This window comes from Bradyrhizobium sp. USDA 4506 (assembly GCF_054058795.1).
This window is the reverse complement of sequence record NZ_JBSSBM010000002.1, coordinates 1,794,722-1,818,422: the sequence shown is the minus strand read 5'-3', so window position 1 is coordinate 1,818,422 and position 23,701 is coordinate 1,794,722. Positions and strand designations below refer to the sequence as shown.

21 protein-coding genes and 1 pseudogene are annotated in these 23,701 nt (G+C 64.9%); 9 read left to right on the top strand and 13 right to left on the bottom strand.

The window, feature by feature from the left end; all coding sequences use genetic code 11:
- Positions 1–26 precede the first annotated feature (26 nt).
- The 8 genes and pseudogenes from ggt to ACVIHF_RS10660 all read right to left on the bottom strand — a co-directional run.
- On the bottom strand, positions 27–1,763 hold the full coding sequence (gene ggt, locus ACVIHF_RS10695; RefSeq protein WP_456792025.1) for a gamma-glutamyltransferase: 1,737 nt from the start codon (positions 1,761–1,763) through the stop codon (positions 27–29).
- A gap of 84 nt (positions 1,764–1,847) precedes the next feature.
- The gene (locus tag ACVIHF_RS10690; RefSeq protein ID WP_456781924.1) at positions 1,848–3,347 is read right to left on the bottom strand and encodes an amino acid permease; all 1,500 of its coding nucleotides are present in this window, start codon (positions 3,345–3,347) and stop codon (positions 1,848–1,850) included.
- Positions 3,348–3,493: 146 nt separating this feature from the next.
- Entirely contained in the window at positions 3,494–3,802 is a 309-nt protein-coding gene (locus ACVIHF_RS10685; protein ID WP_253609149.1) for a BA14K family protein, read from the bottom strand.
- A gap of 137 nt (positions 3,803–3,939) precedes the next feature.
- Positions 3,940–4,437: a c-type cytochrome gene (locus ACVIHF_RS10680; protein ID WP_253610035.1), complete on the bottom strand. Its 498-nt coding sequence runs from the start codon at positions 4,435–4,437 to the stop codon at positions 3,940–3,942.
- Between the two features lie 34 nt (positions 4,438–4,471).
- A complete protein-coding gene (soxC, locus tag ACVIHF_RS10675) occupies positions 4,472–5,749 on the bottom strand; it encodes a sulfite dehydrogenase (RefSeq protein WP_253609150.1) in 1,278 nt (425 codons plus the stop codon).
- A 221-nt stretch (positions 5,750–5,970) separates the two neighbouring features.
- A complete protein-coding gene (locus ACVIHF_RS10670; protein ID WP_141340570.1) occupies positions 5,971–6,441 on the bottom strand; it encodes a DUF1801 domain-containing protein in 471 nt (156 codons plus the stop codon).
- A gap of 158 nt (positions 6,442–6,599) precedes the next feature.
- On the bottom strand, positions 6,600–7,556 hold the full coding sequence (locus ACVIHF_RS10665; protein ID WP_456792024.1) for a catechol 2,3-dioxygenase: 957 nt from the start codon (positions 7,554–7,556) through the stop codon (positions 6,600–6,602).
- Positions 7,557–7,737: 181 nt separating this feature from the next.
- Positions 7,738–9,528: pseudogene (locus tag ACVIHF_RS10660) on the bottom strand (putative bifunctional diguanylate cyclase/phosphodiesterase); the annotation flags it as partial.
- Between the two features lie 500 nt (positions 9,529–10,028).
- Between ACVIHF_RS10660 and ACVIHF_RS10655 the strand changes: the two are divergent.
- From ACVIHF_RS10655 to ACVIHF_RS10645, 3 genes are all read left to right on the top strand, one after another.
- Positions 10,029–11,777 (top strand): ATP-binding protein, encoded by a 1,749-nt coding sequence (locus tag ACVIHF_RS10655; protein WP_092085551.1) that lies wholly within the window; start codon positions 10,029–10,031, stop codon positions 11,775–11,777.
- A 98-nt stretch (positions 11,778–11,875) separates the two neighbouring features.
- Positions 11,876–12,454 (top strand): peroxidase-related enzyme, encoded by a 579-nt coding sequence (locus ACVIHF_RS10650; RefSeq protein ID WP_038384070.1) that lies wholly within the window; start codon positions 11,876–11,878, stop codon positions 12,452–12,454.
- An 8-nt stretch (positions 12,455–12,462) separates the two neighbouring features.
- Complete coding sequence (locus tag ACVIHF_RS10645) at positions 12,463–12,975, top strand: MgtC/SapB family protein (protein ID WP_092085555.1); 513 nt, start codon at positions 12,463–12,465, stop codon at positions 12,973–12,975.
- On the opposite strand, the gene ACVIHF_RS10640 is transcribed toward ACVIHF_RS10645, so the two are convergent.
- Positions 12,936–13,562, bottom strand: coding sequence for a ParB-like protein (locus ACVIHF_RS10640; RefSeq protein ID WP_057019711.1), 627 nt, complete (start codon positions 13,560–13,562; stop codon positions 12,936–12,938). The two genes, ACVIHF_RS10645 and ACVIHF_RS10640, sit on opposite strands and share 40 nt — an antisense overlap.
- A 409-nt stretch (positions 13,563–13,971) precedes the next feature.
- On the opposite strand from ACVIHF_RS10640, the gene ACVIHF_RS10635 reads away from it, so the two are divergent.
- The 6 genes from ACVIHF_RS10635 (at position 13,972) to ACVIHF_RS10610 (ending at position 18,794) form a co-directional block, all read left to right on the top strand.
- Positions 13,972–14,313 (top strand): hypothetical protein, encoded by a 342-nt coding sequence (locus tag ACVIHF_RS10635; protein ID WP_253610036.1) that lies wholly within the window; start codon positions 13,972–13,974, stop codon positions 14,311–14,313.
- Between the two features lie 181 nt (positions 14,314–14,494).
- On the top strand, positions 14,495–14,794 hold the full coding sequence (locus ACVIHF_RS10630; RefSeq protein WP_028334296.1) for an acyl carrier protein: 300 nt from the start codon (positions 14,495–14,497) through the stop codon (positions 14,792–14,794).
- A gap of 9 nt (positions 14,795–14,803) precedes the next feature.
- The gene (locus ACVIHF_RS10625; RefSeq protein ID WP_141340566.1) at positions 14,804–15,280 is read left to right on the top strand and encodes a 3-hydroxyacyl-ACP dehydratase FabZ family protein; all 477 of its coding nucleotides are present in this window, start codon (positions 14,804–14,806) and stop codon (positions 15,278–15,280) included.
- The gene (locus ACVIHF_RS10620) at positions 15,273–16,457 is read left to right on the top strand and encodes a beta-ketoacyl-ACP synthase (protein ID WP_141340565.1); all 1,185 of its coding nucleotides are present in this window, start codon (positions 15,273–15,275) and stop codon (positions 16,455–16,457) included. The genes ACVIHF_RS10625 and ACVIHF_RS10620 overlap by 8 nt, the downstream gene beginning before the upstream one ends.
- A gap of 106 nt (positions 16,458–16,563) precedes the next feature.
- Positions 16,564–17,841 (top strand): beta-ketoacyl-ACP synthase, encoded by a 1,278-nt coding sequence (locus ACVIHF_RS10615; RefSeq protein WP_456792023.1) that lies wholly within the window; start codon positions 16,564–16,566, stop codon positions 17,839–17,841.
- Between the two features lie 17 nt (positions 17,842–17,858).
- Complete coding sequence (locus ACVIHF_RS10610) at positions 17,859–18,794, top strand: lipid A biosynthesis lauroyl acyltransferase (protein WP_057019707.1); 936 nt, start codon at positions 17,859–17,861, stop codon at positions 18,792–18,794.
- A gap of 122 nt (positions 18,795–18,916) precedes the next feature.
- On the opposite strand, the gene ACVIHF_RS10605 is transcribed toward ACVIHF_RS10610, so the two are convergent.
- The 4 genes from ACVIHF_RS10605 to ACVIHF_RS10590 all read right to left on the bottom strand — a co-directional run bounded on the left by ACVIHF_RS10605 (position 18,917) and on the right by ACVIHF_RS10590 (position 23,602).
- Positions 18,917–20,026 carry a polyamine ABC transporter substrate-binding protein gene (locus tag ACVIHF_RS10605; protein WP_456792022.1) on the bottom strand — a complete coding sequence of 370 codons (1,110 nt, stop codon included), beginning with the start codon at positions 20,024–20,026 and terminating at the stop codon, positions 18,917–18,919.
- Between the two features lie 6 nt (positions 20,027–20,032).
- Positions 20,033–21,202 carry an aminotransferase gene (locus tag ACVIHF_RS10600; RefSeq protein WP_456792021.1) on the bottom strand — a complete coding sequence of 390 codons (1,170 nt, stop codon included), beginning with the start codon at positions 21,200–21,202 and terminating at the stop codon, positions 20,033–20,035.
- Between the two features lie 8 nt (positions 21,203–21,210).
- Complete coding sequence (locus ACVIHF_RS10595; RefSeq protein WP_016848419.1) at positions 21,211–21,540, bottom strand: rhodanese-like domain-containing protein; 330 nt, start codon at positions 21,538–21,540, stop codon at positions 21,211–21,213.
- 136 nt (positions 21,541–21,676) lie between these two features.
- Positions 21,677–23,602 carry a potassium transporter Kup gene (locus ACVIHF_RS10590; protein ID WP_092085565.1) on the bottom strand — a complete coding sequence of 642 codons (1,926 nt, stop codon included), beginning with the start codon at positions 23,600–23,602 and terminating at the stop codon, positions 21,677–21,679.
- Positions 23,603–23,701 lie beyond the last annotated feature (99 nt).

Sequence of the window (23,701 nt, the reverse complement as noted above, 5' to 3'; positions counted from 1 at the left end):
GGATTGTCGCTAGCTAGCCGTCACCATCAATAGCCCGCGGCGAGCCCCGAATTGCGGCGCGGGTCGTTCGCGCCATAGAAGCGGTTGCTGCCGACCGGCTTGCCGCCCAGCGACGGCGCGCCGATGATAATCACCGCGAGGTGGTTGGCCGGATGCGGCGGGCCGAATTTGTGGCCCATGCCCTCCAGGATCTTCCGCGTATCCGGCGACAGCGTGTAGTCCTCGAGGTTGGTCGCCTCGGGGAGCCACTGCTGGTGGAAGCGCGGCATGTCCACGGCCTCCTGCGCGTTCATGCCGTAGTCGATGGCGTTGATCATCGTCAGCAGCACGGCGGTGATGATGCGGCTGCCGCCCGGGGTGCCCATCACGATGACCGGCTTGCCGTCCTTGGAGACGATGGTCGGGCTCATCGAGGACAGCGGACGCTTGCCGGGGACGATCGCGTTGGCCTCCCCCTGCACCAGCCCATACAGGTTCGGCACGCCGACCTTGGCGGTGAAGTCGTCCATCTCGTCGTTCAGCAGCACGCCGGTCCTGGCCGCCGTCACCTTGGCACCGAACCAGTCGTTCAGCGTGTAGGTGACCGACACCGCGTTGCCGTCCTTGTCGGCAATCGAATAGTGCGTGGTGTTGCTGCCCTCATGCGGCGGAACGCCGGGCTTGATGTCCCTGGACACACCGGCCTTGGCCGGGTCGATCGCGGCACGGATCTTCGCGGCGTAGGTCTTGTCGAGCAGGCGCTCGAGCGGATTTTTCACGAAGTCCGGATCGCCGAGATAGCTGTTGCGATCGACGTAAGCGTGGCGCATCGCCTCGATCTGGTAGTGCACCGCTTGCGCCGAGTGGTAGCCGAGCTCCTTCAGCGGATAGCCCTCGAGGATGTTGAGCATCTCGCAGATCACCACACCGCCCGAACTGGGCGGCGGCGCCGAGACCACGTGGTAACCGCGATAGTCACATTCGACCGGCGCCAGCTCGCGAACCCTGTAGTTGCCCAGATCCTCCTGCGTCAGCAGTCCCTTGCCGGCCTGGCTCGCGGCGACGATCGCAGCACCAACCCAGCCCTTGTAGAAGCCATCACTGCCGCGCTTGCTGATCTCGCGCAGCGTCTCGGCGAGCTCATGCTGCGTCAGCCGTTCGCCGACCTGGAACGGCTTGCCGTTGTTGAGGAAGATCGCGGCCGAGGCCGGATCGTCCTGAAAGTCCTTGGTCGAGGTCTGCAGCATGCTGACGTCGCCCTGGTCGAGCACAAAACCATCCTCCGCCAGTTGCAGCGCCGGCGCGATGACGTCAGCGCGCTTCATTGTGCCGTATTTCTCGCGCGCATACTCCATCCCGGCCACCGAGCCCGGTACGCCGACAGCGAGATGCCCCTTGGTCGAAAGGCCGGGGATAACGTTGCCGTCCTTGTCGAGATACATGTCGGCTGTGGCGCCTTTCGGCGCGGTCTCGCGGAAATCCAGGAAGGTCTTGCGGCCATCGGCGAACTGGATGGTCATGAACCCGCCGCCACCGAGATTGCCGGCGGCGGGATAGGCCACCGCAAGCGCGTAACCAACGGCGACCGCCGCATCGACCGCATTGCCGCCCCGCTTCAACACCTCGACGCCGACCTGGGTCGCGAGATGCTGCGCGGAGACCACCATGCCGTTCTCGGCAGCGGCCGGCGCAACCGAGGCTGCGCGACCGGGCGCAGCCGACGCGATGCTGATCGAGACGAGCGCGGCGACCATCCATCGCGCGCCTGCCGTTGGATTTTGCATGGAAGTCTCCCCGGGGAATGCCGGCCTGTCGCGGCTTGCGGTGCTATCTCAACGCGTACATCTAGCAGGCCGCACGCGCGCGCACTATAGGCCCGCGCGGTCCCCGCCGCCTGCCCGCAGCCGGCTGTGCCGTCTGCCATAGGCCGCATAGATCACAAGCCCGATCATTAGCCACACCGCGAGCCTGATCCAAGTGTCGAGCGGCAGGCCGAACATCAGGAACAGCGAGGTTGCAGCGGCGGCGGGGGCCACCAGCCAGATCGCCGGCGCCTTGAACGGACGCGGCAATTCCGGATCGCGCACGCGCAGCACCAGCGTGCCGATCGAGACCACCGTGAACGCGAACAGCGTGCCGATCGAGACCAGTTCGCCGACCAGCCCGATCGGCAACAGCCCACCGAGAAGAGCGGCCACGGTGCCGGCGAAGATGGTCGAGACATAGGGGGTCTGGAAGCGCGGATGGATCTTAGCGGCAAAGCCCGGCAGCAATCCGTCATGCGCCATGGCGCGAAAGATCCGCGGTTGCGCCAGCAGCATGATGAGGATCACCGATGTCAATCCGAACAGGATGCCGAGCTTGATGAACGGACCGAGCCAGCCGATACCGATCGCATCGATGCCGACCGCGATCGGATCGGGCACGCTGAGCCGGTCATAGGGCACGATGCCGGTCAGCACGAATCCGACCGCGACATAGAGCGCGGCGCAGATCACGAGCGAGCCGAGAATGCCGATCGGCATGTCGCGCTCCGGCGTCTTCGCTTCCTGCGCCGCGGTCGAGATCGCGTCGAAGCCGATATAGGCGAAGAACACCACCGCCGCGCCGCGGACCACGCCGGACCAGCCGAACACGCCAGGACCGGCATTCGGCGGGATCAGCGCGCCCTCCGGGTTGCTCGCCGTCACCCAGTTCGCCAGCGTCACCGAGGAAGCCGCGGTGGCGAGAAACAGCGCGATCACGACGAGCTTGACCACGACGACGAAGCTGGTGAAGCGCGCGGACTCGCGAATGCCGACCACCAGCAGCGTGGTCACGAAGGCGATGATCGCCATCGACGGGATGTTGATGACCGCACCGGTCGACGACCACGCGCCGGTGTTGACGTCGTAGGCGAGCGGCGCCGAGGTGAATTGCGGCGGCAGGTCGATGCCAAAATCGCGCATCAGACTGACGAAATAGCCGGACCACCCGACCGAGACCGCGATCGCGCCGACCGCGTATTCGAGGATCAGATCCCAGCCGATGATCCAGGCGATCAGTTCGCCGAGCGTGGCATAGGCATAGGTGTAGGCGCTGCCGCAGATCGGCACCGTCGACGACATCTCGGCGTAGCACAGGCCGGCGAAGGCGCAGGCCACCGCACCAATCATGAAGGAGAGCGTGACCGCGGGACCGGCATTGGCGGCGGCCGCGTGGCCCGTCAGCACGAAGATGCCGGCGCCGATGATGCCGCCGATACCGAGCGTGACCAGTTGCAACGCCGACAGCGACCGCCTGAAGATCGGCGTCTCCGCGTCGCCATCGGCCCGCGCCGCCTCCCGCAACAGGTCCGAGGTCGACTTTCGGTCCCAGAAACCGGCCAGAGCATCTGTCACGCCGGGTGTCCTCCGCCGCTCGGGTCCGGCGGGACCCGACACGATCGGCGGACTATAACGCGCCTAACGTCCAGTCGTTCGGGCGCCGGGCGAATGCCGGCGCCCTTATCCACCGCCAAGCGCGGTACAGGGCCTTATCGGCAGGGATGGCGGCGGCCGTCGCGGCCAAGGAAGGTACCGGACGCCGGATCGAATGAACGGTAACGCGCGCAGGCGGAAGATGGCTCCGCCGCGGACATGGCGCCGTAGGCGTTCGCCGGATTGCTGCCGCGCTGCGCGGCCTCCTGGGCCTCGCCCCATGGCGTCAGGGCGCCGCCGTTGATCGCGCTGCGCCCGGGATTTTGCGCGTCGAAATATGCCGGCTCCGACATCTGGGCCGCGACCGGCGTAAACGTCATTCCCACGAGCAGCACAGCGGCTGCGACTGCCCATGACCTGGTCATGCGGCCTCTCCTATCGATCAATAAACGTGTGCCGGATGACGGCCGAGCCGCCCCCAAACGGAGATAGGGACGGCAATCCTCCAGGCACAGGGGCCACGACGTCACGATGCTGCGAGCCAGCCGGCCGTGCCTGCCGCTCAGTGGTTGTGCACGTCCGGCCGCGGATCGGAGACGAAGCCGTCGCGGTTCGGCATCTTGACGGCGGCGAGCGACTTGGCGTCGAGCACCGCATTGGCCGGCACGATGCCGTTCAGGCTGAGGATGTAGGCGGAAACCGCGTAGACGTCCTCATTGCTCAGCGACTGCGGCGCGTTCTGCGGCATCGCGCGGCGGATGTAGTCGAACAGCGTCGGCGCATAGGGCCAATAGCTGCCGACGGTGCGGATCGGCTTGAGACTCGCCAGCGTGCCCTGTCCGCCGACCAGGCGGTCGCCGACGCCGCCCTGCCCGTTGTCGCCGTGGCACGCCGCGCATTGCTCGCTGAACACCGTGCGGCCGCGCTCGACGCTGCCGTTGCCCGGCGGCAGGTTGGAGCCGTCACGGCCGATATCGATGTTCCAGCCGCCGATCTCGACAGGCGTTGCCGCACGCCCGATGCCAAAGCGATCCTCGGCCTGCCCGGCAGTCGCGAGCATCGCGATCGCACTCACGAGGAACGCCGCCTTGAGCTTACGCCTGGCCATTGGTCACCTCACCATTCGCATCGATGCGCCAGGGCCAGATCGCGTTGTTGTGGTAGAACGAGTTGAGACCGCGCACCTTGACCAATTCCGCCAGCGTCGGCTGGACGTATCCGGTCTCGTCGACGGCGCGGCTCTGGATCACGGCGGGTTTGCCGTCCCAATGCCAGGGCAAGCGGAAACGCGTGAGCGCGCGCGTCAACACCGGCTCCTGCAATTCGGCCTGCTGCCAGCTCTTGCCCTCGTCGAGCGAGACCTCGACGCTCTTGACCTTGCCGTGACCGCTCCAGGCGATGCCGGTAATCTCGTGAAAGCCCTGCGCGGTCAGCTTCTGCCCGCCGGACGGCCGCGTGATGATCGACTTGGCTTCCATATAGAAGGTGAATTCGCGCGACGTGCCGTCGGGCATCGGGTCGGTGTATTTCGAGGTCTCCTCGCGCGAATAGGCCGGCTCGGCGACGACCTTGAGCCGGCGCAGCCACTTCACGTTCATGTTGCCCTCGAAGCCGGGCAGCAACAGGCGCAGCGGATAGCCCTGCTGCGGGCGCAGCCGCTCGCCATTCTGGCTGTAGACCAGCATGGCGTCGTCGAGGCATTTCTCGATCGGGATCGAGCGCGTCAACGCCGCCGCGTCGGCGCCTTCGGCCACGATCCATTTGGCACCCGCCTGCAGGCCCGCCTCGTCCAGCACCGTCTTGAGCGGCACGCCGGTCCATTCCGCACAGCTCAGCAGGCCGACGAGGTCGGAGGCCGTCTTGCCGTACGGCTTGGTGTAGACCGGATTGCCGGAGCACTCGAGGAAGTGGATGCGCGACTGCGACGGAAAGCGGCGGATGTCCTCCATCGTGAACACCAGCGGGCGATCGACCATGCCATGCAGCACCAGCCGGTGCTCGGCCGGGTCGATGGTCGGCACGCCGCCATGGTGGCGTTCGTAGAACAAACCGTTCGGCGTGATGATGCCGTCGAGCTCCTGCAGCGGCGTGCGGCCCGAAGCGGAGATGTATTGCGGCAGCGTCTTCGAGATGTTCTTGACGACAGCCTTCTCGTGAACCGACGGCGTGCCATAGGGCTGGCTTCCCATCGGGTCGCCGGGCGCTTTCATCCATTCCGGCACATTGGGCGGAAGATTATTCCCCTGTTCGGCAAGCGCGGTAGAACCGGCAACTCCCGATATGGCGGAGCCACCGGCCAGTGCTGCGCCGGCCTGAAGGAATCGCCTGCGAGACGCCTCTCGCACGCGCTTGTCCGTCGTGTGTTCGCTCATCGACGTTTTCCTCTGACGTTACCAGAGCATGATCCGGAAAAGTGCGAAGCGGTTTTCCGAAAAGATCATGCCAGGACAACAATCCAAAGCGCGATGGCGATTCATCGGGCTTTGGTGCAGCCTAACACCAAAGGGCTGAGGCGAGGCAATGCTCTATCGCGCAGAGCTGCATCGACAGCGCGTCGTGGCCGCTGCTTACCGGTCCTGACCTGCGTTGCCACTCACATCCGTTCGCCGGGCAATTGACTGGCTTGCTTCACCCACGCGGTGAACTGGGCTTCGTCGAGCTCGTCGTTCTCGTGAATGTCGAGATAGCGCGTGTGCTGCTGCTTGGACTCGCCCGGCGGCACCGGATGCAGCGACGCACCGCGAAAGAAAGCCACCTTGACGTAGCGCGTGAAGACATGGATGCCGAGGAACCAGCCGTCGCCTTCCATGCCGTAGAGCGGCGAGTTCCACTTCACCGCCTTGTGCACGCCGGGGACGGCACGCACGATGAGCGCGTCAAGCTTGCGCCCGACGTCGCGCTTCCACCCGGGCATCGCGGCGATATAGGCTTGCACCGGAGCATCGCCATAGCCTTTTGCGATCTGCGGATTGCCGCCCGCGAGCAGACGCGGCTTTGCAGAGCCACGCTTCGCGGCGCTCTTTTTCGCCCCCTTCGCCGACGTCTTTCGCGTCTTGCCAGCCATTGTGCCCGCTCTCACCGGTTCAAATTTCGCGCGGCGCAGCGTCCGCCGCCGCGAACCGGATCATATCGGTTGCGCGTCGGTGTTGTCGTCAGCGAGCGCGGGTGTTCGCGGCGGCGTATCGACGCGCTCGGGCGGCTTTTCGTGCGGCGGTCTCGCGTCTAGTCGATCACGGGCGGGGTGCCGTGGGTGTGAAACGACTCGATCGTCTTCAACCCCCACGCCTGTCCCTTCCTGCGCTCTTCCTCGGTCCACACGATCGGCTTCCAGTCCGGCGCGAGGATCAGGCGTGCGCCGGCGTTGGCGACCTCGACGCGGTTGCCGCCGGGTTCATAGACATAGAGGAAGAAAGTCTGCTGGATCGCGTGCTTGTGCGGCCCGGTCTCGATATGCACCCCGTGCTCGAGAAAAATATCCGCAGCACGCAGGATCTCCTCGCGGCTGTCGAGCGCGTAGGTAACATGGTGAAACCGGCCGCGCTTGCCGTAATGGTCGCGCGTATAGGCGAAGTCGTAGCTCTTGTTCGACATCGTCATCCACATCGCGGCTTCCGTGCCGTCGTTGAGTACGATCTGCTCGGTGGTGCGGCAGCCGAGGTAGTCTTCGAAGAACAGACGGTTGGCCTTGATATCGACCGCGAGGCAATTGAGATGGTCGAGCCGCCGCACATTGACGCCGCGCGCCGGAAAGCGCTGCGCCTGGTTTTTCAGCGCGGGCTTCAGCTCGGCCGGCGCCTCGTACCACTCGGTCTCGTAATAGAGCTCGATGACATGGCCGTCGGGATCGCGGCAGCGGAATGCCGGCCCCTGCCCCATGTCACCGTCGATCCAGCCGATATCGAAGCCCGAGCCCTTCAGCGCGGCAACGCGGCGTTCGAGCGCCTGCGGGCTGCGCGCCCGCAGCGCCATGTGCTCCATCCCCGAAGTCTTCGACGCCGTCAGCTTCAGCGAATAGCGCTCGTAATCGTCCCAGCCGCGCAGATAGACCGACTCGCCCTTGCGGCCGCTGACGGTCATGCCCATGACGTCGACAAAGAATTTCAGGCTCTCGTCCGGCTTCGGCGTCAAAAGCTCCATGTGCCCGAGATGCGCGAGATCGAAGATCGGTTCCGGCTGCATGGACGGTCTCCCTCCGCGACGACGCCGGATCGACGACTTGCGGTTGGACAGGTGAGCGGCGCGCCGATTTGTACTAGTGTACAAATGATTAGGTCCCGTCAACAAATTACTGGCGACGGCAATTGCGCTCGCAGGGCATTCCGTGGCCGGAATCACCTCGTGAAAGCGGTCAAGGCAGGCGTCAGGCGACCGAGACAGCCTTCTCGTGATCCGACGACAGGAGCTTGCGGATTTCAGCCGATGACACCGGCCGGCTGAACAGATAGCCCTGCATCTCGGTGCAGCCGAGGATGCGCAGCAGGTTGCGCTGCTGCTCGGTCTCGACGCCCTCCGCGGTCGTGGTCATGTCGCTGGCAGCGGCGATGTTGACGACGGCCTGGACGATCGTGGACGACGCGCCGGTCCCGGCGAGATCCTTGATGAAGGCGCGATCGATCTTGATCTTGTCGAAGGGGAAGCGCTGCAGATAGCTCAGCGAGGAATAGCCGGTGCCGAAATCGTCGAGCGCGATACGGACGCCGAGTTCGCGCAGCTGATGCAGGATATCGAGCGCAGCCTCGTCGTCGCGGATCAGCACCGCCTCGGTGATCTCGAGCTCGAGCCGCGAAGGTGCCAGACCTGTCGCGGCGAGCGCGGCGGCGACGTTGAGTGCCAGCGTCTGGCTCTTGAACTGGATCGGAGACACGTTGACCGCGACATGAACATGCTCCGGCCAGTTCATCGCCTCGCGGCACGCGGTGTTGAGCACCCAGTGACCGAGATCGTTGATCAGGCCGGTGTCCTCGGCGATCGGGATGAAATCCGCCGGCGAGATGGTGCCGCGTTCGGGATGACGCCAGCGCACCAGCGCCTCGCAGCAACTGACCTGGCCCTCCTCGAGATGGAGCAGCGGCTGATAGTGCAGCTCGAAGCTGCCGTCGGCGATCGCCTGGCGCAGCTCGAGCTCGAGGCTGCGCCGCGCCTTGGCGCGTGCATCCATGCCGGTCTCGAAGAACCGGTAGGTGCGGCGGCCGTCGCTCTTGGCTCCGTAGAGCGCGAGGTCGGCATTGCGCAGCAATTGATCGATGTCGAGGCCGTCGGCGGGCGCAACGGCGATGCCGATGCTGGCATCGGTGGTGATCAGATGCCCGCTGCAGTCGATCGGCCGGCGGATCGCCTGATAGATCGCAGCGAGGAGCTGCATGGTCTCGGTCTGATCGCGGACGGCGGTCTGGATCACGGCAAACTCGTCGCCGCCGAGCCGCGCCGCGACGTCGGTGTCCCCAACGCAGCCGCGCAGGCGGTCGGCGATCGCCCTGAGCAATTCGTCGCCGATCTGATGGCCGAGCGCGTCGTTGACGGCCTTGAACTCGTCGATGTCGATATACATGACCGCGAGCTGCTGATCCGGCCGGATCGCCTTCAGCGCCCGCTCCAGGCGTTCGCGGAACAGCACGCGGTTCGGCAGGTCGGTCAGCGCATCATAGTGCGCCATGTGGGCGATCTTGTTCTCGGTGCGCGCACGCTCGGTGACATCCTGGATGGTCGCCACCCAGCCGCCTTCCGGCAGCGGCTTGTTGACGATCTCGATCGCGCGCCCGCCCGGCGCCTGCGTCAGCTGACGCGTGGCGCGGCCAAGCTTCACGTTGCCGATGATGGCGTCGCAGAAGTCGTCGACATCGCCGTCGAACGAGCCCGTCTCCTGTCTATGCGCAATCAGCCGGTGCATCGTGCAGCCGGGCTTGGCGACGTCGGGCGAAAGCCCGAACATCTCGATGTAGGGGCGGTTGCAGATGATGATGCGCGCCGATGCATCGTAGAGCACGAGGCCCTGCGGAATGTTGTTCACGGCGGTCATGAGATTGCGACGTTCGGTGGCGAGCCGCTCGTCGGAGATTTCGTGCCGCTTGAGCAACAGGAAGACGATCACGGCCATGATCGCGAATGCCGCCATCAGCAGGCCTTCGCGCTCACTCCATTGCGCGGTCGCGCTTCCGAGCAGGCTGCCGACCAACAGGCCGGCACAGAACGCCAGCCCCTTGGTCGAGCCAGCATCGGCATTTCCTGACGATGAATTGCGGTGTTCGATGCGCACGCTGATCTCTCCCAGGGCGCGGCATCGTTACGCAGCACAAATGGAAAGGTCGTTACAACTCGCAGTTAGCAATCGGTTACGCGATACCGGGCGACAGCGTATGACAAATCGCGCCCATTGCCCCGTAAACCTACGGAGCTGCCGATGCACTCCTCAGAGATGGTGAATCCCGCCTTAACGGAAAAACCGGGAAACAAACGCGGCTGTGCCGGAAAGCGACGATTCCACCGCCGATGCGCGCGACAGCGCATAATCTCCCGGTACGACAGAAACAAATCGTCACCGGGAAGGTGTAGATTTAGCCGATGCGGAACCCCGGCGATTTAACGGTTTTTCCAATCCCGGGCGGGCATATTGGTCCGGACATTTAGATTTTGAGAACGAGCCAGGCTGGAACTGTGACACCCTTCGGACGTGTGATCTCTGTGCGCGGCTCGCAGGCCCGGGTTGGGCTGCTGGCGGGCGGCCAGATGCAACTTTCAGAGATGCGAGCGACCGTCGGCCGGTTCGTCAGTATCCGCTGCGCGAGCTCGGTCATCGTCGCCATGATCACCGAAGTGACGTGCGAGAACCTGCCGGCGTCCGACGAATACATGGCGACCGCCTCGGTCGACCTGCTGGGCGAGATCCTGGGCGGCGACCGCCCGAAATTCCAGCGCGGTGTCACCCACTATCCGACCATCGGCGACAGCACCGATCTGATCACGAACCAGGAGCTGCGCACGGTCTATGCGCCGAGCGGCTCGGACCAGATCAATGTCGGCACGCTGCAGCAGGATCGTTCTGTCATCGCCTATGTCGACGTCGAGGAGATGCTCTCCAAGCACTTCGCGGTGCTCGGCTCGACCGGCGTCGGCAAGTCGACCGGCGTGTCGCTGCTGCTCAACGAGATCCTGAAGTCGCGGCCGAACCTGCGCATCTTCCTGCTCGACGTGCACAACGAATACGGCCGCTGCTTCGGCGAGCGCGCTCAGGTGCTCAACCCGCGGAACCTGAAGCTGCCGTTCTGGCTGTTCAACTTCGAAGAGATCGTCGACGTGCTGTTCGGCGGCCGGCCCGGCGTGCCCGAGGAGCTCGACATTCTCGCCGAAGTGATCCCGATGGCGAAGGGCATCTACACCCAGTACCAGAACTCCGACCGGGTCGGTCTCGGGCTGAAGCGCATTGACCCCAAGCAGGTCGGCTACACCGTCGATACGCCGGTGCCCTATCGTCTGGTCGACCTGATCTCGCTGATCGACGAGCGCATGGGCAAGCTGGAGAACCGCTCCTCGCGCATCATCTATCACAAGCTGATCTCGCGCATCGACGCGGTGCGCAACGATCCGCGCTACGCCTTCATGTTCGACAATGCCAATGTCGGCGGCGATACCATGGCCGAGGTGATCAGCCATCTGTTCCGCCTGCCCGCCAACGGCAAGCCGATGACGATCATGCAGCTCGCCGGCTTCCCCGCCGAAGTCGTCGATTCCGTGGTGTCCGTATTGTGCCGCATGGCGTTCGATTTCGGGCTGTGGAGCGACGGCGTCTCGCCGATGCTGTTCGTTTGCGAGGAAGCGCACCGCTACGCCTCCGCCGACCGCAATATCGGCTTCGGGCCGACCCGCAAGGCGGTGTCGCGCATTGCCAAGGAAGGCCGCAAATACGGCGTCTATCTCGGCCTGATCACCCAGCGTCCGGCCGAGCTCGACGCGACCATCATCTCCCAGTGCAACACGCTGTTCACGATGCGCCTCGCCAACGACCGCGACCAGGCGCTGCTGCGTTCCGCGGTCTCGGACGCCGCCGCCAACCTGCTGTCCTTCGTGCCCTCGCTCGGCACCCGCGAGGTGCTGGCGTTCGGCGAAGGCGTGGCGCTGCCGACCCGGCTGCGCTTCAAGGAGGTGCCGCCGCACCAGCTGCCGCGCGGCGAGGCCACCATCGCCACGGTACCGTCGGTCACCGCCGGGCATGACATGCATTTCGTCAGCGCCGTGCTGGAGCGCTGGCGCGGCGCCACCTCGCATCGCGACAGCCCGAGCGGCGACGCCAACTTCAACTCTCCCGCGCCGGCGCGCAGCATGGCGCCGGCCGAGGCGCCGATGCTGCAGCCCTCGCTCGGCCTCGATCCGGACCGCTTCTCGCTGCTGAAGAAGCCGCTGCGTTAGCCGAATTCCGCCAAGGCGCCGATGCGCCTTGCGCCCAAGGCGTCATCCACTATGGTCTCGCGTGACGCCGCATCCAGGCGGCACGCCGGAACCATCTCATGACGCAGCCGACCGCAAAACGCTTCCCGACGCCCGCTCTCGACAAGCTCCCCGAGGACATCCGCGCCCGCATCCTGGCGGTGCAGGAGAAATCCGGCTTCGTGCCGAACGTCTTCCTCACGTTGGCCTATCGCCCCGACGAGTTTCGCGCCTTCTTCGCCTATCACGACGCGCTGATGGAGAAGGACTCCGGCCTCTCGAAGGCCGAGCGCGAGATGATCGTGGTGGCGACCAGCGCCGCCAACCAGTGCCAGTATTGTGTGATCGCCCACGGCGCGATCCTGCGCATCCGCGCCAAGAATCCGGAAATCGCCGACCAGATCGCGGTCAACTACCGCAAGGCCGACATCACGCCGCGGCAGCGCGCGATGCTCGACTTCGCCATGAAGGTGAGCCGCGCCGCCGAGGAAGTCTCGGAGGCGGACTTCGCCGCGCTTGCCGCCCACGGCTTCAGCGACGACGACGTCTGGGACATCGCCGCGGTTGCGGCATTCTTCGCGCTGTCGAACCGGCTCGCCAACGTCACCGGCATGCGGCCGAACAGCGAGTTCTACATGCTCGGCCGGCAGCCGAAATAGAGGACGCCTTGGCGGACTGGAGCGAGATCGTCCTGCGTCTCGGCGCGGCCACCCTTGCCGGTTGCGCGATCGGGCTCGACCGTGACCTGCGCGGCAAGCCGATCGGCCTGAAGACGCTGGGTCTCGTCAGCCTCTCGACAGCCATGGTCGTGCTGCTGGCATTGCAGGCCGTCGAGCCCGGCAAGTTCACCGACGCGGTGAGCCGCGTGATCCAGGGCGTGCTGACCGGCATCGGATTCCTCGGCGCCGGCGTGATCGTGCGGCAGGGCGACCGCTTCCAGGTCCGCGGCCTGACCAGCGCCGCATGCGCTTTCTTCGCCGCTTGCGTCGGCATCGTCTGCGGCGCCGGACATTGGCCGATCGTCGTCACCGCCGTCGCGCTAGCCTTCCTGCTGTTGACCTTCGGCAAGCGGACCGAGCGGTGGCTGCACCACGCGCTCGGCGGCAGGGAGGATCAGCACGGGCCGGCGGTCGCGGCAGATCAGTCGTCAGATGCCGGCCCGCACCAGCCGGGCAAATAGACCGCGTCCTTGCTGCGGCCGAGCGCCAGTCCCTTCTCCAGCGCCTTGGCGAAATTGTTCTCCACCGTCTTGCGCGGGATGTGGCGGCGCAGGAAATCGGCCCACAGGAATTCGCTGAACGGCGTCGTGTCCTTGGCAAAACCGCCCGCCCGGCGCATCTCGCCGGCGAGGCTGCGGAACGGATCGTCCCTGAGGTCCTTGATCGATTTCGGAATGTCCTTGAAGTGGCGGCGCTCGCCCTTGGAATCGTAGGGATAGACCCAGCGCTTGTTGTCCATCACGCCCCAGAACACGTCACGCTCGACCATCGTGAGATCGCCGATCACCGTGACCAGGATGTCCTTGACGCCCTCGTCGTGCAGCGCCCGCGCCATGTGATGGTGATCGACCACGTAGTAGCGATCGTCGGGACCATGGACGACCGGGATCATGTGCTTGCCCAGCAGTTCGGCGCGCTTCTTGTCCGACTTGTGCTCGCGCCAGCGCTTCCGCTTCTCCGTCACCTCCTGCATGCCGACCGTCATCTGGGTCGGCCGCAGCGACAGGATCGGGACCGGTTTGACGTAAGGCTCGCGCGTGTGGGCCATGATTTATGCTCCCTTTTGACCGGCACTCCGGAACGGGTTCCACTATGTCATGAGCCCGCAGGCGGGTGAAAGAGTCCGGTGTGCCGGAATGGCTTCACGAAGCGGTGGGGGCCGATGGCCGGATGGTCCGCCCTCGGCTGTCGATGCTCCCGGGCTGTCAATGCCCGGGCGCGCAGCCTCAACCTCCGTGACGGCGTTGCAGCGCAAACTGTGCATGCGCGAAGGTCGAACGAATATGTCGACATGGTCATCGCCGAGCATCCCGCGCGCCGCAGCAGCCGCCTCGACGGCAAGCCAGTTCCTGGAGGTGATCGACGCATGAATACCACCTCTGCGCGCACCAAGATTTTAGGTGTGAAGTGCAGCGAACATGCTAAACATAATCGGCGACGCGACCGGACTGACAACAGTGAAGACGCAGCGGCCAATCTCCTCGGATGCCGAGCACGTGGTGCTCAAATTCCGGCCGCGTACCTCGGCGCAGCCGCCCGGCAAGCGCGAGGAGCCGCACCGAACGACGCGCCCGGCTTCCGTTGCCAGCGATCTCTCTCGCTATGAGAAGCCGCGCGAGGAGCCGGACGATTTCCGCCAGCGCATGCTCGCCAACATCGCCGCCTTCGCCTTCACGGTGGCGCTCACCGCGATCGGCATCTGGCTTGCCATGAGCATCGCCGATTTGCGCAAGACCCAGGATTGCGTGCTGATGGGCCGCCGGGATTGCGCGAAGATTACGGTGATGCCGCGCAGCTAGGCTGGCCGGAACCCTGCCCAAAAACCGTCCTTGCGAGGCCGGCCAAGCTCCATTGAACTAACGGCCCTGCTCCGATATACGGGCACACGACTCCGGCACCAGCAATCGGGCATTCCGGGGCAACGCGCCCGCCTCCTCTGAGCCGACCCGGAATTACCTTCAATATATCAAAGGCTTAATGATGTCCTCCACATTCGAGCAGATCGCCAACATTATCGCGGAGACCTGCGACATCCCGCGCGACACGATCAAGCCGGAGAGCCACGCGATCGACGATCTGGGGATCGACAGCCTCGACTTCCTCGACATCGCGTTTGCCATCGACAAGGCCTTCGGGATCAAGATGCCGCTCGAAAAGTGGACCCAGGAGGTCAACGACGGCAAGGCCACGACCGAGCAGTATTTCGTGTTGAAGAATCTCGCCGACCGCATCGACGAGCTGGTTGCAGCCAAGAACGCGGGCACGGGCTCGGGCTCGTAATCGCCCATCATGCAGCTCGAGATCTTTCAGCTGATTGATCGGATCGTCGACCTCAACCTCGACGCAAGGACCATTGTCGTCGAGGCGGATGTCCCGCCCGACAGCCATTCGGTGTTCGCGGGGCACTTCCCGGGCTATCCGATCATGCCCGGCGTGCTGCTGACCGAAGCAATGGCCCAGAGCTCGGGCTGGCTGATCCTTGGTCTGACCAAGTTCGAGCGCATGCCCTTCCTTGCCATGGTCAAGGAAGCCAAGATGCGCGGCTTCGTCAGCCCCGGCTCGGTCCTGACCATCGAGGCCAAGATCGAGCACGAAGGTTCAGGCTTCGCCGTGACCTCGGCGAAGGTTCGCGTCGGCAAGGAGCTCAAGTGCAATGCCGAGCTGACCTTCCGTCACATCCCCTTCCCCAGCCCGGACTTGCGCGTGCACATGGATGCGATGGCCGCCAAGATCGGGTTTCCGCAGCAGGCACTGAGTAATGGCTGAGAAGGAAGTCTGGATCACCGGCGTAGGCCTGCTCTCCTCGCTTGGCGAGGGACTGGATGCGCATTGGGAGGCGCTCGGCGCCCGGCGCGTCAATGCCGACGAGAAGCGTCTCGCGCCATACGTGATCCATCCGATCGCTCCCGTCAGCTTCGACGCCCAGATCCCGAAGAAGGGCGATCAGCGTCAGATGGAAACCTGGCAGCGGATCGGCACCTATGCCGCCGGGCTGGCGCTCGATTCCGCCGGCGTCAAAGGCAATCAGGAAATCCTGTCGCGGATGGACATGATCATCGCAGCCGGTGGCGGCGAGCGTGACCTCACTGTCGACCTCGCGATCATGAACGCCGACGCACAGGGCAAGCTGCCGCCAGCCCTCCTCAACGAGAAGCTGATGAACGAGCTGCGCCCGACGCTGTTCCTGGCGCAGCTCTCCAACCTGCTCGCCGGCAACATCGCGATCGTTCACGGCGTGTGCGGGACCTCGCGCACCTTCATGGGCGAGGAAGCCTCAAGCATCGACGCGGCACGGATCGCGGTCGCGCGCATTGGAGCCGGCCAGAGTGACATCGCCTTGGTCGGCGCCGCTCATAACGGCGATCGCGGCGACCTCTTGATGCTCTATGCATTCGGCGATCTCGCCCTCAAGGACCAGCATAGCTCGGTCTGGGCCCGCAGGAACAACCCGGGCTTTGCCATCGGCTCCGCCGGCGCCTTCCTCGTGATGGAATCGCGCGAACATGCCGAGGCCCGCGGCGCAAAGCCGTACGCCAAGCTGACCAAGGTTGTCGCCGACCTTGCCCGACGCAAGGAGCCGGGCGCCGTGACGAAATCGCTGCAGGCGTTGTGGCCGCAGCTCGGTGTCAGCGGCGACAACGGTATCCTGATCACGGGCGCGACCGGCGCCGAGCCTGCGACCGCCGAAGAGCGCGCATTCCTCAGCCAGCATGCCGACTTTGCCGTCCGCGCCACCGGAACGACCTTCGGCCACACTATGGAGGCGCAATTCCCGCTTGGGCTCGCGCTGGCCGCGTTGTCGATCTCGCGCGGCGCGCTCTATCCGGCCAACGACCCGACCGGGCTGGAGGTTGAAAAGACCGAAGCGCCAACCCAGATTGTGGTGTTGGGGGTCGGCCACTGGCAGGGCGAAGGCATGGCACTGGTCGAGGCCGTCAGTTAGAGCATGATCCGGACAATTGTTTCCGAACATCATGCTCGAACAAACAACTAGGGTGCGATGAAGCTCATCGCACTTTAAGTCCGGCGCAAGCACCGACGGGGACACCATGACAGCACCACGCGATAAATTCGGCCGACCGATCGTTGTCGTGACCGGCATGGGAATCGTGACGTCGCTCGGCGGCGGCAAGACCGACAATTGGAAGCGCCTCACCGCGGGTGAGTCCGGCATCAAGACCGTGACACGCTTCCCGCTCGACAGTATGAAGACGACGATGGCCGGCGCCGTCGATTTCGTCACCGTCGACCCGTTCTCCTCCACCAGCCTGTCGCAGCGTCTGGCGGAGATCGCGACCGAAGAAGCGCTCGAGCAAGCCTGCATCGGCAGCAAGGGCGACTTTCCCGGCCCGCTGTTTCTGGCAGTCGCCCCGATCGAGACCGAGTGGCCGCAGCGGCTCGAAGTCGCGCGCGAGGTTCCGACCAAGGACTTTGGAATCATTGAATACCTTGCGACCTGTAGCGGCGGGAAGTTCGCGCACTTTCACCGGCGCTTCACCTTCGGCTCCGTCGCGCTCAACCTCGCCGAGACCTTCGGCACCAAAGGGTCGCCGATTTCGCTGTCGACGGCTTGCGCCTCCGGCGCGACCGCGATCCAGCTCGGCGTCGAGGCGATCCGCCGCGGCGAAACCGATGCAACGCTGTGCATCGCGACCGACGGCTCGGTCAATCCCGAAGCCATGGTGCGCTTCTCGCTGCTGTCGGCTCTCTCCACCCAGAACGACCCGCCGCAGGCCGCTTCGAAACCGTTCTCGAAGAACCGCGACGGCTTCGTGATGGCCGAGGGCGCCGGTGCGCTGGTGCTCGAGAGCTACGACGCCGCGATGGCGCGCGGCGCGCGCATCCTCGGCGTCGTTGCCGGCTGCGGCGAGCTCACCGATTCCTTCCACCGCACCCGCTCGAGCCCGGACGGCAAGCCGGCGATCGGCTGCGTGCGCAAGACGCTCGCCGATGCCGGAATGGAGCCCGAGCAAATCGATCACATCAACGCGCACGGCACCTCGACGCCGGAAAACGACAAGATGGAGTATCTTGCGACGTCGGCCGTGTTTGGCGAACACACCAAAAACATTCCGGTGTCGTCGAACAAGTCGATGGTCGGCCACACCATCTCGGCCGCCGGTGCGGTCGAGGCGATCTTCTCGCTGCTCACGCTCGAGCATCAGCGGATTCCACCGACGATCAACTACGAGGTGCCCGATCCCGCGATCCCGTTCGACGTGGTCGGCAACAAGGCGCGCGATGCCAAGGTGACCGCCGTGATGTCGAACTCGTTCGGGTTCGGCGGGCAGAACGCCTCACTGATCCTGACGCGCGAGCCGGCCTAGCGCCCTCGCCTCATCAGATGAAACGCCTGCTCCTTCGCACCAGGGCGCACCTGCGTGACGCCGCGAAGCCCGTGACCGACGCGGCGATCGGCGGGCTGACGATCGGCCTGCTGCGTACGACGCGCTACTTCGATCCCGAGAAGACCGCAAGATTCTTCGGCCGCGCCGCGCATTTCATCGGCCGCCGGCTGCGCGAGGATCGCATCGGCCGCGAGAACCTCAAGGCCGCCTTCCCGGAAAAGTCACCGGAGGAGATCGAGGAGATCCTGACGGGCGTCTGGCACAACCTCGGACGCATCGGCGCTGAATTCGCGCACATCGACCGCATCTGGGACCACGATCCCCAGAATCCCGACAAGCCGGGTCGCGTCGAATTCTCGGCGCGCAGCAAGCAGCTGTTCGATCAGTTGCGTGACGACGGCAAGCCGGCACTGTTCTTCGCCGCACATCTCGGCAACTGGGAGCTCTCTCCAATTGCCGCCGCAGCGCATGGGCTCGACGCCACCATCCTGTTTCGCCGGCCGAACATCGAAGCCGCCGACCGCGCCATCGAACGCATCCGCGCGGTCAATCTGGGCACGCTGGTGCCGGCCGGCCGTGACGCGCCGCTCAAGCTGGCGCAGGCGCTGAAGAACGGCCAGCACGTCGCGATGCTGGTCGATCAGTATTTGACCAACGGCGTTCCCGTCACCTTCTTCGGCCGCAAGACCACCGCAAATCCGCTGCTGGCGCGCCTGCGCCGGCAGATCGATTGCCCCATCCACGGCACGCGGATCATCCGCCTGCCCGACGGCCGCTTCCGCGGTGAGGTCACCGAGGAAGTCAAGCCGGTGTTCGACGCATCCGGCCAGATCGATATCCAGGGCACCATGCAGGCGATCACCGACGTCGTCGAGGGCTGGGTCCGTGAGTATCCCGATCAATGGCTCTGGCTGCACCGGCGCTGGCGGTAGACGGAGACTGTCATTCGTCATTGCGAGCGAAGCGAAGCAATCCATCTCGCCACTTGCGGAGCCATGGATTGCTTCGTCGCTGACGCACCTCGCAATAACGGCACGCTACTGCGACGAGTATGTCATTTCCCGGTCTTCACTCTCGTCCACAGGCGATTGATGATCCGCTGCGTCGCGGGATCGCGCGCCGTGATCACGAACAGCTTCTTCTGCATCGCCTCATCGGGATAGATGTTCTTGTCGTTGAAGATCTTCGGATCGATCAGCTTCTGGCTCGCCAGATTGCCGTTGGCGTAGGACAGGAAGTTCGAGTTCTTCGCCGCGATCTCGGGACGGTACAGGTAGTTGATCAGCTCATAGGCCTCAGCGACGTTCTTCGCATCCGCGGGGATCGCGAGATTGTCGAAGAACATCTGCGCACCCTCCTTCGGGATCGTGTAACCGATCTCGACGCCGGTGTTGGCTTCCGCCGCCCGGCTGCGCGCCTGCATGATGTCGCCCGACCATCCGACCACGAAGCAGATCTCACCCGAGGCCAGCGCGCTGAGATATTCGGACGAGTGGAATTTGCGCACATAGGGCCGGATCTTGATGACGAGATCGGCGGCCTTCTCGAGGTCGGCCTGCTTGGTCGAGTTCGGATCGAGGCCGAGATAGCTCAGCGCCGCCGGCAGGATGTCGTCGGCGGAATCCAGCATGTGGATGCCGCAATCCTTGAATTTCGCGAGGTTCTCCGGCTTGAACACCATGTCCCAGCTGTCGATCTTCGCGTCCGGACCGAGTATCTTCTGCGCGATCTTGACGTTGTAGCCGATGCCGGTGGTGCCCCACATGTAGTTGGCGCCGTAGCTATTGCCGGGATCGTAAGTCGCAAGTTGGCTCGTCATCACGGGCCATGCATTGGCGAGGTTCGGCAGCTTCGACTTGTCGAGCTTGAGGAACACCTTCGCGGTGATCTGGCGCTGCAGGAAGTAGCCGGTCGGCACCACGACGTCATAGCCCGACTTGCCGGCGAGCAGCCGCGTCTCCAGCGTCTCGTTGGCGTCGAACGTATCGTAGACCACCTTGATGCCGGTTTCCTTGGTGAAGTCCTCGAGGACCCCTGGCGCCATGTAGTTCGACCAGTTGTAGAAGTTGACCGTGCGCTCCTCGGCGTCAGCGGAGGCTGAGAGCAGCAGGACCGTCGCGACCGCGCCGACGAAGCTGACGAGACGACGATTCTGCTCTCGCATTCTGGCCTACCTCTTGCGGTGGTGAACGGCATCCGACAACCGCTCCAGCGCGGCGTCGAGTGTCGAGTCCTTCTTGGCGAAACAAAAACGCACGACCGACGTCACCGCATCCTGCTCGTAGAACGCCGACACCGGGATCGCCGCAACCTTGTAGTCCTGCACGATCCGCCAGCAAAACTCCGCATCGGTCTCGTTGAGCCCGAGCGGCGACAGGTCCACGGTGAGGAAGTAGGTTCCCTGCGACTTCAGCACCGGAAAGCCGATGCTCTCCAACCCCTTGGTCAGGCGGTCGCGGCTCCGGGCCATGTCCTTGCGCATGTCGAGGAAATAGTCGTCGGGCTTGCCGAGCCCATATGCCACCGCCGCCTGCAGATTGGGCGCCGTCGTGAAGGTAAGGAACTGGTGCACCTTCGCCGCGACGCGCAGCAGCGGCGGCGCGGCGCAGACGAAGCCGATCTTCCATCCGGTCAGCGAGAAGATCTTGCCAGCGCTGCCGACCTTGATGGTGCGGTCGCGCATGCCCGGGATCGTGATCAGCGGGATGTGCTCGCGGCCGTCGAACACCACGTGTTCCCAGACCTCGTCGCAGATCGCGACCGCGTCGAATTCCTGGCAGAACCGCGCCAGCAGTTCGAGGTCCTCGCGCGGATAGACCACCGCCGCCGGATTGAGCGGATTGTTGAACAGCACCGCCTTGGTCTTGTGGTTGAAGACGCTGCGCAGCATCTCCTCGCTCAGCCGCCACTCCGGCGGTTCGAGCCGCAGCAGCCGCGGAATGCCGCCAGCCTGGCGGATGATCGGCAGATAGGAATCATAGACCGGCTGGAAGCACACCACCTCGTCACCGGGCTCGACCACGGAGAGGATCGAGGCGGTCAGCGCCTCGGTGCCGCCCGAGGTGACCATCACCTCGGTCATCGGATCGAGCTTGAGTCCGTGCCAGTGGCCGTAATGCGATGCGATCGCCTGACGGAGTTCCGGGATGCCCATCATCGACGGATATTGATTATAGCCGTTGATCGAGGCGTCCGCGGCGGCGCGGCGGATGTCCTCCGGACCGGGATCGTCGGGAAAGCCCTGGCCGAGATTGATGGCGTTGTTGTCGCGCGCGGCCTGCGACATCGCCTCGAAGATAGTGACAGGAAGGTCCGCGAAGACCTTGTTCATGGAGGTCATGTCAGGGATCAGCCGCCGGTCTTGGTCGGCAGTCCCGCCGCCTTCCAGCCGATGATGCCGCCCGCCAGATGCTTGTCATAGGGCAGGCCCGCGGCTTGGGCGGCCAGCGAGGCCGTCACCGAGCGCTTACCGGAGCGGCAGGCGAACACCACCTGCTTGCCCTGCGGATCCGGAATCGCCGCCGGGTCGAACGTCGACAGTGGCACCACAACGCCATCGGGATAGGCCTCGACGGCGACCTCGTTCGGCTCACGGACGTCGACCAGGAGATAGCGGCCTTCCGCTATGCCCTTCGACACCTCGTCCGGAAACAAATCTTCCACCTTGTGGTCCGCCACGGAAATATCCTCCCGACATGATCTTTGGCGAGCATCGCGCGGCTCACCGTTCCGGGCCGCAAAGTCGCCTCTTGCGCGGAGAAAATCAAGCGTCCGAAACGGGTTAGATGCCACGCGGAATCGCCGGATCGTAGTCCTAGATCGTGACCTGCGTGCCGACCTCGACCACCCGCCCGGTCGGGATCTGGAAATAGTCGGTGGCATCGTTCGACGAGCGGCTCAGCGCGATGAACAGATGGTCCTGCCAACTCGGCATGCCCGAATGCGCCGCCGGCTTCAGCGCACGGCGGGACAGGAAGAACGAGGTCGACATGATGTCGAACTGCCAGCCGAGCTTGCGGGCGATCGCCAGCGTCTTCGGCACGTTCGGCTGTTCCATGAAGCCGAACTTCAGCGTCACCTTGGAGAAGGTCTCACTCAGCTGCTCCATCCGCACCCGCTCGGACGGATCGATGCGCGGCGTCGGCGCGGTCTCGATGGTCAGGATGACGTTCTTCTCGTGCAGCACCTTGTAGTGCTTGAGGCTATGCATCAGCGCGGTCGGCGCGCTGACGGGATCGCTGGTCAGGAACACCGCGGTGCCGGAGACCCGTTGCGGCGGCCGCTTCTCCAGCATCGCGACGAGATCGGCGAGCGGGAATTCCAGCTTGCGCGACTTCTCGAACAACAGCCGGCTGCCGCGCCGCCAAGTGTACATCACCACGATCATGGCGCCGCCAAGCGCGAGTGGCACCCAGCCGCCCTCGAACACCTTGAGCAGGTTGGCGGCCAGGAAGGTGATGTCGAGGAACAGGAAGGGCGCGACCAGCGCGGCGGCCGCGATCGGCGACCAGCGCCAGACCTTCCAGATCACGACAAAGCCCATCATCGCCGTCACCACCATGGTGCCGGTCACCGAGATGCCGTAAGCCGAGGCCAGTGCGCTCGACGAACGGAACATCAGCACCAGCACGATGACCGCGATGAACAGGAAGCGGTTGATGCGCGGCATGTAGATCTGCCCGGAATGCGCTTCCGAGGTGTGGCGGATCTCGAACCGCGGCAACAGGCCGAGCTGGATCGCCTGCCGCGTCAGCGAATACGCACCGGTGATGACGGCCTGGCTCGCGATCACGGTCGCCATGGTCGCCAGCGCTACCATCGGGATCAGCGCCCAGTCCGGGAACATCAGGAAGAACGGGTTCTCGATGCCCTTGGGATTGCCGATCAGGAGCGCGCCCTGCCCCAGATAGTTCAGCGCCAGCGACGGCAGCACGATGAACAGCCACGCGGTCTGGATAGGGCGTTTGCCGAAATGGCCGAGGTCGGCATAGAGCGCCTCGGCGCCGGTCACCGCGAGGAAGACCGCACCGAGCGTGATGAAGCCGATCACGCCGTGATGCAGCATGAACGACACCGCGAGGATCGGATTGAGCGCGTATAGCACTTCGGGATGCCGCGCGATCTGCGGCAGCGCCGCGACCGCGATCAGGGCGAACCATACGCACATCACCGGGCCGAAGAAGGCCGCGACGCGCGCGGTGCCGCGCGACTGCACCGCGAACAGGACGACAAGGATCACCACCGTGAGCGGCACGACATAGGGATCGAATGTCGAGGTGACGAGCTTGATGCCCTCGATTGCCGACAGCACCGAGAGCGCCGGCGTGATGACGGCGTCGCCATAGAACAGCGCGCCGCTGATGATGCCGAGCAGCACGATCGCGGCGCCGCCCTTGGTCGCCGCGCGCTGCGCCAGCGCCATCAGCGCCAGTGTGCCGCCCTCGCCATTGTTGTCCGCGCGCAGCAGGATCACGACGTATTTCAGCGTGACGACGACGATCAAAGCCCAGAGGATCAGCGAGAGCACGCCGAGCACCGCATGCGCCGTCACCGCGCCCTCGCCGCCGGCGGCGGCAACGACGGCCTCGCGCAAGGCGTAAAGCGGGCTGGTGCCGATGTCGCCATAGACGACACCGATGCTACCGAGCATCAGGGCCTTGAAGGTGGCGGTTGAATGCGCCTCACCATTGCCGTTTGCCGCCGGCGTTTCCGCCGCGGTGATCGCACTCTCGGATGACATGGGGAAGCTGTGCCTCTGTCTTCTGCCGCACCGCACAATGCCGGGTCGCAGCGCTATACTCCCGGCAGGAATGCATAGGTTAGCCCGGATTCAGGCCTC